This is a genomic window from Actinosynnema sp. NPDC023794, assembly GCF_040639675.1.
Taxonomy (GTDB): Bacteria; Actinomycetota; Actinomycetes; order Mycobacteriales; family Pseudonocardiaceae; genus Actinosynnema; species Actinosynnema luteola.
Map to the genome: position 1 here is coordinate 63,525 of NZ_JBFAFR010000015.1, position 14,269 is coordinate 77,793.

Below are 14,269 nucleotides of genomic sequence, written 5' to 3' on the forward strand. Positions count from 1 at the left end.
ACGCGTCCACCTCGAGCATCACTCGGCGCCCTCCCCTCCTGAATCGGGTTTGCCCCTGACCCGCCCCTGATCCCGACCCTGAACCCGGAACACCTGCGCGCCGTCGGAGGACAGCTCCCGGCCGGGCACGTCCGGGTCGCAGCCCACCCTGGCCAGTCGTGACCTGATCGAGGTGGGGGAGCGTTCCAGCCGCTTGGCGATCGAACGGATCAGGTCGGCGGTCGGCGTCTCGGTGGTCGCCGCCAGCCAGTCGGCGCGCAGGCCGTCGTCCAGGTCCTGGCTCCACGGTTGGTTGGCGTTGGCCGGGCGGTCGCGGGCCGAGAGCGGGGACGGTGTGCTCAGCCTGCCCAACGCCTCCAGCACCTGCGCGAGCAGCTTGCCGATCTTCGCGCCGGCGTCCGCGGGCAGGCGGATGGTGCCCTCGGCCACCAGGACGCCCGAGGCGTCCACACCGGCCAGGTCGACGGAGAGGTCCGGGTCGGCGGTGGCCACCACCTGGTAGGTCGTGGAGCCGATGCGGACCGCGTTCTCGTACGTGGTTGTCGTCATGGTGATGACGCTAGCGGAGGGGTCCGACAACTTCGGGTCGCCGGCCACGGCCACGTGCCGGGGAACGGGCCGGAAGCCCGGGTCAGGGGCAGAGCGGGCAGGTCGGCGCGGTCGGCTCGGCGCCCGTCAGGTACGGCTTGAGGTGCACGGCGATGGCCCTCGCCAACGACGGCGGCACGGCGTTGCCGATCTGCCTGGCCACCTCGATCTTCGAGCCGCACCACTCGAACGAGTCCGGGAACGACTGCAGCCGCGCCGCCTCCAGGTGCGTGATCGGGCGGTCGACCCGGTGCCCGTCCTCGCCCGGCTCCCACTGCGGGTGCAGGTAGCGACCCTTCTCCGGCTTGTAGAACTCGGTGCGGATGGTCACCGACGGCTCGTCCCACCGCATCCGGCCCATCACGTCCGTCGTGCCGCTCTTCTTCTCCCGCCAGCACCGCGGCAACAGCTCCGTCGGCACGTCGAACCGGCCACCGCCCGGCGGGACGTGGCGGTACCGCTCCAGCGACAACGGCGTGGGGTTGCGGCCGATGTGCAGGTCCGGGCTCTTGAACGGCCCCGGCAGCTCCCGACCGAAGAACTCCACCACCGAGTTCGGCAACGCGGTCGTCACCGGCCGCTCCGGCAGGCCTCGGAGCACGTCGCCCACCGTGTGCCACCGCCCGCGCGGGTGCGTCGCGACCGGCAGCGGGACGCGCCCGATCCGCGAGCCGATCACGATCGTGCGCCGACGCCGTTGCGGCACGCCGAAATCCGCCGCCAGCAGGATGCCGAAGCTCAGCTCGTAGCCCTCGGTCTCGGCCTGGAGCAGCGCGAACTCCGTCGACGCCAGGAACCGGTCGACGTTCTCGATCACGAACACCTTCGGCCGGGCCTTCCGCACGAACCGCAGGTACTCGCGCCACAGCGAGTTGCGCGGGTCGTCGACGTCCTTCGAGCCCAGGTTCGAGAACCCCTGGCACGGCGGACCGCCCACGATCACGTCGACCTCGGGGATCGCGCTGTCCGGCACGGCCGCGATGTCCGACCAGCGGATGTGGTCCTCGCCGAAGTTCGCCGCGTACGTCGCCGCCGCGTGCAGGTCCCACTCGACCGCCATCACCGGCCGGTAGCCGCCCGCCGCGGCGAACCCCGCGGTCATGCCGCCGCAGCCGGCGAACAGGTCGATCATGGACAGCACGAGCTCAGGCTAGCCGACCGCGACGCCGCAACACCGTGGTCCGCACCCGACTCGCCGCGACGGCCGGGTCCTCGTGCTCCCACACCCGCACCGCGAGCCACCCCGCGTCCGCCAGCACCTGGTCGGTGTTCGCGTCACGCGCCTGGTTCGTCTCGATCTTGGTCCGCCAGAACTCGCCGTTGCGCTTGGGCCACGTGCCGTGCTCCGGGCAGCCGTGCCAGAAGCACCCGTCGACGAACACCGCCACCTTGGCCGGCCCGAACACCACGTCGGCCTCACGTCGCACCGCGCGCACGGGCCGTTGGTGCACCCGGTACCGCAGCCCCAGCCGGTGCAGCTCGCGCCGCAACGCGACCTCGATGCCCGTGTCACGGGAACGCTGCTTGCTCATCCGGGCGCGGACGTCGTCCGTCGTCTCCAGGTTCGGCACCCGGCCATGATGGCCCATGCGCCCGTCCCGCCGGCGCTCACCGTGGCCGGAGCCCACCCACGACCTCCCTCATGCCGGGTGCAGCACGTCGCGCAGCCGCCGCGCCGCGCGGTCCAGCTGCGCGCGTGACGGCAGCAGGGCCGCACCGACCTGCGTGAACTCGGTGACCCCCAGGTCCGTGAAGAAGAACGGCGGCATCGCGTGCACCAGCAGGTCCGCCGACCGCTGCCCGCCGCCGCGCGGGTTGAGGATCAGCCGCTCCACCCACGCGTCCACCTTGAACACGGTGTCCGCCAACGGGTGCACCCGCACGTCCAGCCCGTGCCCGCGCAGCACCGCGAGCACGTGCAGGTCGCGCAGGAACCCCAGGAAGTCGGACACCACGCGGTTGCGCAGCGCCGCACGCCCCTCCGGCCCCACCTCGGCGATCACCTCGCGGGCCGGCGTCCACAACATCCCCCGCGCCTGCTCGTCGGCCTCGCAGAACTCCCGGAACTCGGGCCAGCCGGGTAATCGACCAAGCGCCTCGACCACGTGGTGCGCCACGTGCGCGAAGGCGAAGTCGGGCCGCCAGTCCCGGATCTCGGGCACGTCGGTCGGACCCGGCCGCGGCGCGCTGCGGCACGCGGCCTCGACCTCGTCGGGTGTGATCCGGTGCACGGCCACGGACTCGTGCGCCATCACGTGCGCCACGACGTGCTTGCGCCCGCTGAACCAGTGGTTGAAGTGGAACCGGGTCTCCTGCGTGACGTTGAACAGCCGGCGCACTTCCATCGCGGTGGTCATGACGCGGAGAGTACGGACGACCACCGACAGCCCGACCGCGTTCGCCGCCGCCATAGCGCTCCGAGGACGCCCCGGTCGGCACAAGTGCGGACCGCGGGTTCCGACTGCCCATCGAATCGGTCACCTGCCGGAGCCGGTGTGCGCTGTGCGGGCGGAACGGGTTCTCAAGCGGTGCGCGAGGTGTTTGTCTGCTGATCCGCCGTGCCGCCGCTGCCTGTCCGGCGTCGGACGAGCCCGGCTTCCGGGCCCGTGCGTCGACCGCGGTCCTCGACGAGGTCACCCGAGGGTTCCGACGGGTCGCCGACCTCGACGTGCTCGCCGAGCTGATGTCCGCTGCGGCCGACCAGGACCCTTGAGCAACCGCCGGGCGTCAGGTGATCGACAGGTCGGCCCGGTCCGCGGCGGAGCGGCCCGCGTCCCACCCCGCCGCGCTGCGCACCGGCGTCGACTTGGCGACGGTCCGGGCGAACATCGCGCCGAAGTACTCCTCCACCGCCTTCTTGCGCTCGGCCAGCACGGGCAGCAGCCGGTCGTCGTCGGGCACCTCGTTCGCCGTCCGCAGCCGTTCCCCGATCCGGTGGGCGTACGACAGCAGGAACGACTTGCGGAACGCCGCCGACCGCGCCTCGTCGCCCTTGCGCGCCTTGTCGCCCGCCGCGATCATCGCCCGCGTCGCCTGGACCAGCAACGACGCCGACAGCAGCTCCACGATCTCCAGGTCGAGCTCCTCGCCGACCAACGCCACGAACCCCAGGTCGTACACCACGGCGCGGCAGCGGTTCGCCTCCGCGACCACGTGCACGACGTGCGCCTTGCCGTCGAAGTACCGCTTGTCCAACCACAACCGGCGTGACGTGGTCGTCGGCGCTTCCAGGGGCATCCGCTCCAACGCGTGCCGCGTCACCAGCTCCTGCGCCTTGGCCGACAGCGCCTCCGCCTCGTCCGGGAACGCGGTCGACTCCGCCTTGGCCAGCAGAGCCCGCACCCGGTTGAGGATCTTCGGGTCCACGTGGTGGTGGTCGACCTCGGCCAGCGGCGTGCCCGGCCTCGGCACGATCACCGGCAGACCCGGCAACGTGACCAGCACCGCCAGCACGGCCACGGCGGCGGCCACGGCGTCGTCACGCAGCTCGATGTGCCTGCTCGCCCACTGGTCGACGTGCGGCTGCGAGGTGTTCCACCACACCGTCGCCCCGATCTCCGCCAGCTGCTCCCGCCAGCGGGGGTGCAACACCGGGTAGCGGGCCGCCTCGACGGCCAACGAGTCGACCAGGAACGACAACGCGCGCTCGTCTTCATTGCGCCGTACGACCTCGTACACGTCGTAGGGCAGCCAGCCGTGCTCCCAGAGGTGCTCGAAGGCACGCCTCAGCACCGCCTGGACCGCGTCGTCCACTTCGGCCGGTGGGAGGGAGGAGGTGCGCGGCAGCCCGGCCCGGCGATTCGCCGCGGCCCGCCACAACGCATCGCGCAGGGAGTCCACGACCGCCGATTGTCCCCTTTCGGGTGTGGTGTCGCCGCACCCGGTGCGCGTTGCGGCCCCGGCGGGCCCCCGACGTGCCAGCCTCGCGCGGTGAGCCGGAAGACGCAGGTGCCGAAGCAGCGGCCGATCGTGGTGGTGAACCGTCCACAGGGGACACCGCTGACCGTGGCGCAGCGACAGGTGGTCCACCGCTGCCGCGCCCTGCCGCAGCTGCTCGACCCGCTGGAGGCGGAGCTGACGGTCAGCAGCGCGGTCGCGGACCTCCAGCCGGACGAGGAGTTCTGGGCGGGCCTGGTCGAGCACGCCGTGTCGCTGCCCAGCCGGCGCAACCACGCCCTGCTGCGCGTCCTGGCCGCCGTGCTCACCGGCCGTCCGCGCGAGTGGGCGGCGAGCGCCGTCACGCCGGCGGGCCCCGCCCTGGCGGTCGGCGGAGCCTGGATCTGCGACCGGTCGATCGACGCCGGCTACCTGGCCCTGATCTGCACGTACACGTTCGCCGGCGCCGAGCACGCCATGGTGTTCCTGATCGACGAGCTGTCGGGTGGCGAGGTCCGCACCGCCTTCGTCACCAGGGACGTCGTCACCGCCCGCGCCCGCCTGGCCGACCAGGGCCCGCTGAACCCGATCGGGGCCGAGGCCGCGCACTGGCTGCTGGCCAAGTCCTACCACCGCCTCGACCGCAACGCGGACGCGGTGATCGACCAGGACGTCCGGCGGACCCGGCTGCTGGCGGCCCGGCGGATCGCGCTCGCGTTCGGGTGACCCCTAATTCATTGCTCCGCCATCTAATCAGGTGACCGCGGTCACGATCCCGTTGGTCCGAACGGAGAGCGAATTGCCGAAGTAGGGGAATGTCTTCCGTACTGACATACCGTACGGTCGTGTTGTTGGTCGAATTGACACGCCACGGGGGTAGCGGATGTCGCGATCAGGTCAGGGCCCGGACCCGACGGCCGAGCTGGGCAACACCTTGTCGGGGTCCGTCTCCGGCGGTGCGGTGCAGGCGGCGGTGGTGCACGGGGGGATAGCGTTCCACAATGCACCGTCCACACCGCCGCCGGTGCCGCGGCAATTGTTGGGCGCTCCGGTGCATTTCACGGATCGGGCCGCGGAATTGGCCGAGCTGAACGAGGCGCTGGCCGACAACCGGCGCGACGGAATCCGCATGTTCGCGGTGCTCAGCGGTCCCGGCGGGGTGGGAAAGACCGCTCTCGCGCTGCACTGGGCGCACACCGCGCGCGACCGGTTCACCGACGGCCAGCTCTACGTCGACCTCGCGGGGTTCAGCGGATCCGAGCCGGTGACGCCGGAGGACGCGCTCGGCCTGTTCCTGCGCAGCCTGGGCGTGCCGTCCCGGGAGGTGCCGGTCGAGATCGCCGAGCAGGCCGCGCTCTACCGCTCGCTGACCGCGGACAAGAAGCTCCTGGTCCTGCTCGACAACGCGTACTCGGCCGCGCAGGTGCGCCCGCTCGCGCCGAACTCGCCGGCCAGCGCGGTCCTCGTGACCAGCCGCAACCGGTTGACCGGCCTGGTCGCCGAGGGCGCGCGACTGGTCGACGTCGGTCCGCTCGGCAAGCTGTCGGCGGTGCGGCTGCTGGCGAAGGTGGTGGGCAAACGCCGGATCGACGACGATCCCGAACGGGCCGAGGCGCTGGTCGGCATGTGCGGTGGCCTGCCGATCGCGGTCCGGGTGGCCGCCGCGCGGCTCGCCAGCCGCCCCAAGTGGTCCGTGCAGAAGATCGTCACCGAGTTGAGCGACGAGCGCAGCAGGCTGTCGATGCTGTCGGCGCCGGAGCTGTCCGTGCAGACGACCTTCGACCTGTCCTACCGCGCGCTCGGACCGACCGCGGCGGCGCTCTACCGCAGGCTCGCGCTGCACCCCGGCCAGGAGTTCGGCGCCTCGGTGGCGACGTCGGTGCTGGAGCAGGACACCTCGCACGCGTTGTTGGAGGAACTGGTGGACGGCAACCTGGTCGAGTCGGTCGGCGAGAGCCGGTACCGCTTCCACGACCTGCTCCGGCTGCACGCCCGCAACAAGGCCAACTCCGAGGACGACCCGGACGAGCGGGCGCACGCCGTGCGGCGGATGGTCGAGTGGTACCTCGCCGGCGCGATGGCGGCCGACCTCGTCGTCACACCCCACCGGCGCAGACAGGCCTACGAGTTCCTGGCACGGCCCGAGGGCGTGCCCGACTTCGCGGATCGCGAGTCGGCGTTGGCGTGGCTGGAGGAGGAGCGGCGGAACCTCATCACCTGCGGCCTGGTGGCGGAGGAACGCGGCTGGTGGGCGCTGGCCTGGCAGCTGGCGGACGTGCTCTGGCCCCTGTTCCTGCACCACAAGCACTACCGCGACCGCCTGGAGGTCGACCGGCGCGGCGTCGAGGCGGCACGCCGGTGGGGGAACCGGCTCGCCGAGGCCGACATGCTCAAGCGGCTCGGCCTGGTGTGCACCGCGGTGGGCAGGCTGGACGAGGCCGAAGAGCACCTGCGGGCGTCGGTCGCCGTCGCCGAGGAGATCGACGACCGGCGGGGCGCCGCCGACGCGGAGGAGGCGCTCGCGCTGCTGCACGTGGCCGGTGGCCGGCTCACCGAGGCCGTCGGGCTGTTCGAGCGGTTGGCCCGGACCAACCGGGACCTGGGCGCGCGGCGGAGCCTCGGCCTCACCCTGATCAACCTCGGTCGGGCGCTGACCGGGCTCGGCCGGGTCGACGAGGCGCTGCGGGCGTTGCTGGAGGCGATGGCGCAGTTCCGCGGGTTGGAGCCGCCGGACCCCTACAACCAGGCACGGGTCGTGGTGGCCCAGGCTGCGGCGTACCTGCGTGCCGACGACCTGCCGCTCGCCGACCGAACGGCGCGGAGCGCGCTGGACGCGCTGAGCGCGCTCGGCTCCAAACAGGGGATGGCCGAGTCGCACCAACTGCTGGCGGAGTCCGCCGAACGGCAGGGCGACGCGGGGCGGGCCGCAGAGCACTGGAGACAGGCTCTGCGGCTCTACACCGAGATCGGATCCTCAAAGGCCGCCGGCATCGCTCGACGACTGGACGTCCAGGACGACGACCCGGAGCCACCCGCACGCGACGGCTGACCGACGTGCCCGGTGTTCCGCGCACCACACGGGCAGCCCACGCGGTCGCAGCGCACTCAGGTCGAGTCGTGCCACGTGCCACGCGTAGAGCGACTGCACAGCCGACGCCACGACCGCCTGGACGTCGAGGCAGCGCGCCGCGGTGGCCGCGGGCGTGAGCTCGACCACCTGGCCGAACTCGGTCCGCACCACGAGCCGATCGGCCGACGCGGCGACGGCCAGCGCGGCGAACGGGTTGTCGCGCAGCAGTTCGGCGGTCGGATCGCCACCGTCCACAGCGGACATCTCGCGCACGAGGACGTCGGCCAGGCGGTCCGGCCCGCTCGTCCACCGCACCACGGGTTCGGTCACGGCGACTCCTCCGGTGGTGTCGGAACCGGCGGCACGGCGCGGTGCCGTCCCGGTTCGGGGAGGTCGAGCAGCTCGTACATGATCCGGCGCAACCGCGCCGACGAGCGGCCGGGCTCGGAGGTCAACCGCTCGCGCACGACCTCGCCCAGCTCGGCCGCACGTGCCGCGGCCAGGTCGAGCTGCGGTCGCACGGGCGAACCCGCCTGGAACCTGGGCGCCAGGTGCCGCAACAGGTCCTGCGCCGACCCGCCGGACGTGGCGACCCGCACCGGCGCGTCGACCAGGACCACCGGCCGCCCGATCGCCGCCGCGTACACGCCGACCGACCCGTGGTCGGCCACGACGTGGTCGGCGGCGATCACCGCGGCCCGCCAGTCCACGTGCGGACCGACCACGACCAGTCCTGCGTCCCGGCACTCCGCGAGCCACGCGTCCACCTGCCGCCGACCGTGGCCGAACCAGGCACCCGGGTGCACCAGCGCCACCACGCGGAACCCGTGCGGCGTCAGCTCTTCGAGCAGGCTCGGCAGCAGGTCCTCGAACCTGGCGAACAGCGAGTCCAAGCCCCACGTCGAGCTGACCACCACGGTCTGCCGACCCGGCTCGATGCCCAGCGCGGCCCGGTACTCCTCGCGCCGCGGCAGGCTCGCGACCAACCGGTCGTAGGCCGGGTCGCCCGCCACGACGGCGACGTCGAGCGCCTGCGGGCACTGCCGCCGCAGCACCTCCCGTTCGTCGTCGTGCGCGAGCACCAGCGCGCTCGCCAGCACACGGCCGTTGTGCAGGAGCCGTTGCGCGTCCAACCCGTAGACCACCGGCTCGCCGCCGGTGGTGAAGGACTTCCCGTAGCCCGCGCCGTGCGGCATCACCACCAGCGGCGCGTGCAACTCGTGCAGCCCGCCGTAGGACGCGGCGACGGCCAGGGCGAACTCCTGCCGGATCGCCAGCTCCCACGGCCACACGACGCCCCCGGTGGACCGCAGGAACTCGGCCACCCCGTTGCTGAAGACGTCAGGCGCCTGCGTGAAGACGACCTGCAGCCTCGTGTCCGTCTCGATCAGCTCCACGGCTTCCAGCAGACGTTGCCCGCTGGTGACCGTGTGCACCACGGCGAGCACCGACAGGCACCCGGCGCGGCTGACCCACTGCGACGCGTCGAGCCCGATCGGCACTCGCGGCCACTCTGGACGTGTCATGCACTCCCCCTCGCGCTCCAACCCTCGGGAGAAGAGTGACGGACCGGTTTGCCGGGAACTTGCAGTCCGCTTGCATCTGCCGATCGCCGTCCGGTCAAATAGGCGATTCGGACGAAAATGGGTAAACGGGCCTGCGGAACTTCCTCCCAGTGAAGCACACTGTGCCCAAGGGCAAGTTGGCCAGCGAAAGGGTGGCGCTGGTGGAGTTCAAGATCATCGGCAAGACGCGATTACACATCGACGGGAATGATTGCGATCTCGGGCCGGCCAAGCACCGTGGCGTGCTCACATTGCTCCTCTACTACTTCCCGAGACCGGTCCAGGTGGACACCATCGCTCAGGTGCTCTGGCCGGACAGTGCCCCGGAACAGGTGAAACGCAACCTGCAGCCGATCGTCAGCAGACTGCGGGCCATTCTGGCCAAATCGGGGACAGGCGCCTCGATCCCGAAGGAGGGCAACGCTTATCGGTTGGTGTTGCGACAGGCGGACTTGATCGACTACCACCGTTTCCGCAAATTGGCGGAGATGGGTCGGGTAGCGGCCTCTCGGGGTGACCACCGGGAGGCCAAGGCATTGCTGCGCGAGGCGCTTTCGCAGTGGAACGGCAGGCCGCTCGAAGAGCTCGGCGGGGCGTGGGCCGACCATTGTCGTGACCAAATGGAGACATTCGACCGGATGCCCGCGTTTTACGCGTTGCTGGACAGCCAGCGCCAACTGGGCGAGCACCTGGAGGTGATGGCGGAAGCGGGCAGGCTCACCGCGACCCAGGCCCCGGACGAGGCGTTCGCCGGCCTGTACATGCGCTCCCTGGACGCCTTGGGCCGCTACTCCACGGCGCTCGACTTCTACGCCGTGTTCTGCCAGCGCCTGTTCGAGCACGTCGGCGCCGAGCCCGGCCCGGAGTTGCGGGACCTCTACCGGAGCATCCTGCGCAAGCAGGAGAGCACCGCGGTGTCGGGCACGACGGCGCCGCACCAGCTGCCGCCGCCCGCGCGCAGCTTCACCGGCCGCGACGACCTGCTGGCCAGGCTCGACGCCCTGCTCGGCGAGGGCGACCAGGGCCGGGTCGTCGCGCTGCACGGGATGCCGAGCGTGGGCAAGAGCCAGCTCGCCCTCAAGTGGGCCGCACGGCACCGCGACCGGTTCCCGGACGGGAACCTGTACCTCGAGCTGCGCGGCGTCAGCCCCGGCACGCGGGTCGCCCCCGACGACGTGCTGGCGTTCCTGCTCAGGTCGCTCGGCGCCGAGCGAATACCCGCCACCGGCGGCGAGCGACAGCTCGAGCTCCGCCGGTTGCTGGGCAACCGCAGGATGCTGGTCCTGCTCGACGACGCGCACGAGAGCGCGCAGGTCAGGCCGGTCCTGGCCGCGACACCGCAGTGCCTCACGATCATCACGAGCCGGACCCGGCTGATGGGGCTGAAGGTCCTCGACCACGTCGACCTCGTGCCCGTGCCGCCGCTGTCGACGGCGGAGTCGATCACGTTGTTGCGCAACGAGATCGGCCGCGAGCGAGCCGACGCCGACCCCGCGGCGCTGCGGGACCTGGCCGGTCTGGTGGGCGGCCTGCCGCTGGGGTTGAGGATCATCGCGCAGCACGTCGCGAACCGGCCGGACACCCCGATCGGGGATCTCGTCGAGGACTTCAGGGGTCAGGAAGGGCTCGGGATCCTCGGATCCGTGCACGACAGCGACGACGAGAGCGCCACGCTGCCGGCGGCGTTCTCCTGGTCGTTCCGCGACCTGCCCGCGGACACCGCGCGGATGTTCCGGCTGCTGGCGCTCAACCCGACGGCCGAGTTCGGCGTCGACGCGGCGGTCGCGCTCCTGGGCGAGCCCTACGACGCGGTCAGCGCGCACCTGAGCACGCTGGTGCGCAGCAACCTGCTGGACTACGGCGCCGTGCCGCGGCGGTTCAGGCTGCACGACACGTTGTACGGCTACGCGCTGCACCTCGTGCGCCGCGACGAGCCCGCGCAGGCGCGCAAACACGCGATGACCCGGCTGCTGGACTGGTACCTGGCGTCGTCCGGCGCCGCGGCCCACCTGCTGGATCCCCAGACCTCGCCGGTGCCGCCACTGCCGGGCATGTCGGCGGAGCCGGTGCCGCTCGCGGACCAGTCGGACGCGCTGAGGTGGCTCACCAGGGAGCGGGCGAACCTGGTCGCCGCGGTGCCGCAAGCCGTGCGCCACGGGTTCCACGGGCACGCGTGGCGGCTATCGGCCAACTTCCACGAGGCGTACGACCGGTCCGGGCATTACGAGGACGTCCTCATCAGTCACCGTGCGGCGCTCAAATCGTGTGCCGCGCTCGACGACCTGGAAGCGTTGAGCGGCACGCACAGCAATGTCGGAATGGTGCTGTACCGGTTGTGCAAGTACGCCGAGGCGGAAGAGCACTTCAAAGCCGGATCGGACCTGGCGCAAGCCATCGGCGCGCACGAGATCCGACTCATCTGCTCGCACAACCTGGCCGGAATCCGCTTGGCCCTGGGCGAGGTCGGCGCCGCGATCGAGCTGTACCGGGAAACCCTGGACGCGACGCGCAAATCCGGCTATCGCGACGGCGAGGCGTACGCCTTGAACGAGCTCGCGAACGCGTACCGCAAAGCGGAGCGGGACGATCTCGCGTTGGAGCACTACTACCGGGCGCTCGCCATCCGTCGCTCGATAGGTCACGTCAGGGGTGTGGCGACCACGCTCACGGACGTCGGGCGGCTCCACTTCGAGAGGGGCGAGCACGAGGAGGCCCTGAGTCGGCTCCACGAAGCCCTGGCGCTCCACCCGATCGGCGGTGATCGCGCCCGCACCGCCGACGCGCTCGTCACCCTCACCGAGGTGGAGTACGACCTGGGCCGGTTCGGTGAAGCCATCGGCCACGCCGAGGAGGCCGTTTCCACGTGTCACGTCATAGGGGCGCGTGCGGGGCAGGGTCGCGCGTTGCACGTCTGGGGTCACGCGCTGGTGGCCCTCGGGCAGTTGGACGAGGCCGAAGAGCGGTTCCGGCTGGCAGTCGAGGTGCTGCGGGGCGTGCAGGAGGTCGAGGCCGAGGTGGTGACGGAACACCTGGCCGATGTGAAGACGATTCGCAGCGCTATTCCGGAGCCTCGTTCGTCGGCGTCCGACTTCACCGCGACACCCGCCAAGGAGATCACTGAGCGTAAGAACTGAGTGGAAAGGTCGTCACCTGATCCAGTGAATGTTGAGCGGGACAACAAAATAGTTATGCATCAATGGTTGTCGCAGCTCTTCTCTGACGGGTGGGTGACACCCGGAAGAGGACCACCCCGGTGTGAACGGGCCACTGGGGCGGGTGATCTACTGCGCCCGTGCGTACTCACGTTTCCCGCGCAATGCGGAACCTGGCTGTTTCGTTGATCGGTTCACTCGCCGTCGTCGCATTCGTGCTCGGCGGTCCGGCGGCGACGGCCGCCGAAGCCGATCCGGGTAGCTCGGCTTGTGTTGTGCAATGGCCCGGCCGTATCGGATGACGACCGCTTCGCGGTGGTCGAGACTCGAACGAGGAGCTCTGATGGAACCCGACATACGCAGAGCCGGCAGTACCGGTGGTGGAACCTCCGAGGCGCCGACCTGAGGACGTGGGTGGGAGTACAAGTTCCCACCCACTCCTTCGTGGCGTTCATCGCCGTGAAAGACAACAAGAGGGCCACCGGAATGGTGACCCTCTCGCTGTGTTGTGCGCCGCCAGGGACTCGAACCCCGAACCCGCTGATTAAGAGTCAGCTGCTCTGCCAGTTGAGCTAGCGGCGCTCGGACCCTCTTGCTCCGTCCGACGTGAAGAACATTAGCACAGCGTCCGACCGGGCTCCCAATCGCCTGGTCAGGGTAGGTGTGCCGCCCTGGTGCAGGGGGAACTTCGCCTTGGTAACGATCCAGCATCTCGGGCAACATCGTCAACCCTCCAGGCGTCACCTTGTCAGGGGATGCCGACAGACTCCTGTGCGGGCTGTCACGGCGTTCTGGGGATGAAGCGGAGGACGGGGATGTACCGCAAGCGGGGGGCGCGCCGAGCGCTGGGAATCGTCGCGATCGGGTTGGTCGCGACGTTGATCACGAGTTGTTCTTCCGGTTCGGCCGCGACCGGGGACGCCGGCGGCGAGGCCTCCACCACCACTACGTCGTCGACACCGCCGCCCAAGCCCGTGTCGTTGACCACGGGCCCCGCGGACGCGGCGGTCGACGTGCAACCCGGCGTGCCGGTCGTCGCCACGGCCACCGACGGCAAGATCACGTCGGTCTCGCTGACCAACCCGGAGGGCAAGGCCGTGGCCGGTCAGGTGAGCCCCGACGGTCTCCAGTGGACCAACACCGAGCCGCTCGGTTACCAGAAGACCTACACGCTGGCCGTGACGGGCGAGGGCGCGGACGGCAAGCCGGTCACCAAGACGTCCACCTTCACCACCGTGAAGCCGCGCACGCTGACCTACCTCTCGGTCAACCCGCAGGACGGCACGACGGTCGGCGTCGGCCAGCCGCTCGCGTTCTACTTCGACGAGCCGATCGCGGACAAGGCCGCCGCCGAGGCGATGATCTCGATCACCACGGTGCCGCGCGTCGAGGGCGCCTTCTACTGGTTCGACGAGAAGACGGCGCACTGGCGGCCGCAGAATTACTGGACGCCCGGCACCAAGATCACGATCAACGCCAAGATCTACGGCAAGCACGTGGGCAACGGCGTGTACGGCGAAGAAGACCGTGTGATCAACACCACCATCGGCGACTCCGTCGTGCACGAGGCGGACGGCCAGACGCACCAGGTCGTCACCAAGGTCAACGGTCAGGTCGTGCGCACCATGCCGACGTCCATGGGCGACGCGCAGAACCCCACCCCCACGGGCACCTACGTGCTCATGGAGAAGCACGCCCACATGGTGATGGACTCCCGCACCTACGGCCTGTCGCTGGAGGCGGGTGGCTACGTCACCCCGGTCGACTGGGCCTACCGGATGTCCAACTCCGGCATCTTCTTCCACAGCGCGCCGTGGTCCATCGGCGACCAGGGCCACCGCAACGTCAGCCACGGCTGCCTGAACCTCTCTCCCGAGAACGCCAAGTGGGTGTTCGACAACTCCAAGCAGGGCGACATCGTGGTCGTCACCAACTCCGGCGGCCCGGTGCTGGAGTCGTGGGACGGCTTCGGCGACTGGCAGATCCCGTGGGACCAGTGGGTCAAGGGCAACCGCTAG

11 protein-coding genes and 1 tRNA gene are annotated in these 14,269 nt (G+C 70.8%); 4 read left to right on the plus strand and 8 right to left on the minus strand.

Annotated elements, in window-relative coordinates; all coding sequences use genetic code 11:
• Window positions 1-18: 18 nt before the first annotated feature.
• From AB0H12_RS27190 to AB0H12_RS27210, 5 genes are all read right to left on the minus strand, one after another.
• Window positions 19-549 carry a hypothetical protein gene (locus AB0H12_RS27190; protein ID WP_499626470.1) on the minus strand — a complete coding sequence of 177 codons (531 nt, stop codon included), beginning with the start codon at window positions 547-549 and terminating at the stop codon, window positions 19-21.
• A gap of 82 nt (window positions 550-631) precedes the next feature.
• On the minus strand, window positions 632-1,720 hold the full coding sequence (locus tag AB0H12_RS27195) for a DNA cytosine methyltransferase (RefSeq protein WP_499626694.1): 1,089 nt from the start codon (window positions 1,718-1,720) through the stop codon (window positions 632-634).
• 13 nt (window positions 1,721-1,733) lie between these two features.
• Window positions 1,734-2,177, minus strand: a complete 444-nt coding sequence (locus tag AB0H12_RS27200; RefSeq protein ID WP_372470424.1) for a very short patch repair endonuclease — start codon at window positions 2,175-2,177, stop codon at window positions 1,734-1,736.
• 51 nt (window positions 2,178-2,228) lie between these two features.
• On the minus strand, window positions 2,229-2,945 hold the full coding sequence (locus tag AB0H12_RS27205) for a hypothetical protein (protein ID WP_499626472.1): 717 nt from the start codon (window positions 2,943-2,945) through the stop codon (window positions 2,229-2,231).
• 370 nt (window positions 2,946-3,315) lie between these two features.
• Window positions 3,316-4,428: a DUF2786 domain-containing protein gene (locus AB0H12_RS27210; RefSeq protein WP_499626474.1), complete on the minus strand. Its 1,113-nt coding sequence runs from the start codon at window positions 4,426-4,428 to the stop codon at window positions 3,316-3,318.
• A gap of 90 nt (window positions 4,429-4,518) precedes the next feature.
• On the opposite strand from AB0H12_RS27210, the gene AB0H12_RS27215 reads away from it, so the two are divergent.
• Window positions 4,519-5,190: a hypothetical protein gene (locus tag AB0H12_RS27215; protein WP_499626475.1), complete on the plus strand. Its 672-nt coding sequence runs from the start codon at window positions 4,519-4,521 to the stop codon at window positions 5,188-5,190.
• A gap of 157 nt (window positions 5,191-5,347) precedes the next feature.
• The gene (locus AB0H12_RS27220; RefSeq protein ID WP_499626477.1) at window positions 5,348-7,513 is read left to right on the plus strand and encodes an ATP-binding protein; all 2,166 of its coding nucleotides are present in this window, start codon (window positions 5,348-5,350) and stop codon (window positions 7,511-7,513) included.
• Here the strand turns inward: AB0H12_RS27220 and AB0H12_RS27225 are convergent.
• Both AB0H12_RS27225 and AB0H12_RS27230 read right to left on the minus strand, forming a co-directional pair.
• Window positions 7,439-7,864: a hypothetical protein gene (locus AB0H12_RS27225; protein WP_499626479.1), complete on the minus strand. Its 426-nt coding sequence runs from the start codon at window positions 7,862-7,864 to the stop codon at window positions 7,439-7,441. The genes AB0H12_RS27220 and AB0H12_RS27225 overlap by 75 nt on opposite strands.
• Entirely contained in the window at window positions 7,861-9,060 is a 1,200-nt protein-coding gene (locus AB0H12_RS27230; RefSeq protein WP_499626481.1) for an NADPH-dependent FMN reductase family protein, read from the minus strand. The genes AB0H12_RS27225 and AB0H12_RS27230 overlap by 4 nt, the downstream gene beginning before the upstream one ends.
• 149 nt (window positions 9,061-9,209) lie before the next feature.
• Between AB0H12_RS27230 and AB0H12_RS27235 the strand changes: the two genes are divergently transcribed.
• Window positions 9,210-12,233, plus strand: coding sequence for an AfsR/SARP family transcriptional regulator (locus AB0H12_RS27235; protein ID WP_499626482.1), 3,024 nt, complete (start codon window positions 9,210-9,212; stop codon window positions 12,231-12,233).
• 527 nt (window positions 12,234-12,760) lie between these two features.
• On the opposite strand, the gene AB0H12_RS27240 is transcribed toward AB0H12_RS27235, so the two are convergent.
• Window positions 12,761-12,833 (minus strand) — tRNA-Lys (locus tag AB0H12_RS27240).
• 233 nt (window positions 12,834-13,066) lie between these two features.
• Here AB0H12_RS27240 and AB0H12_RS27245 point away from each other — a divergent pair.
• Complete coding sequence (locus tag AB0H12_RS27245; protein ID WP_499626483.1) at window positions 13,067-14,269, plus strand: L,D-transpeptidase; 1,203 nt, start codon at window positions 13,067-13,069, stop codon at window positions 14,267-14,269.

Coding starts and splice junctions, on each gene's coding strand:
- AB0H12_RS27190 (WP_499626470.1), bottom strand. CDS start 549: ATGACGACAACCACGTACGAGAACGCGGTCCGCATCGGCTCCACGACC.
- AB0H12_RS27195 (WP_499626694.1), bottom strand. CDS start 1,720: ATGATCGACCTGTTCGCCGGCTGCGGCGGCATGACCGCGGGGTTCGCC.
- AB0H12_RS27220 (WP_499626477.1), top strand. CDS start 5,348: ATGTCGCGATCAGGTCAGGGCCCGGACCCGACGGCCGAGCTGGGCAAC.
- AB0H12_RS27245 (WP_499626483.1), top strand. CDS start 13,067: ATGTACCGCAAGCGGGGGGCGCGCCGAGCGCTGGGAATCGTCGCGATC.
- AB0H12_RS27200 (WP_372470424.1), bottom strand. CDS start 2,177: ATGGGCCATCATGGCCGGGTGCCGAACCTGGAGACGACGGACGACGTC.
- AB0H12_RS27205 (WP_499626472.1), bottom strand. CDS start 2,945: ATGACCACCGCGATGGAAGTGCGCCGGCTGTTCAACGTCACGCAGGAG.
- AB0H12_RS27230 (WP_499626481.1), bottom strand. CDS start 9,060: ATGACACGTCCAGAGTGGCCGCGAGTGCCGATCGGGCTCGACGCGTCG.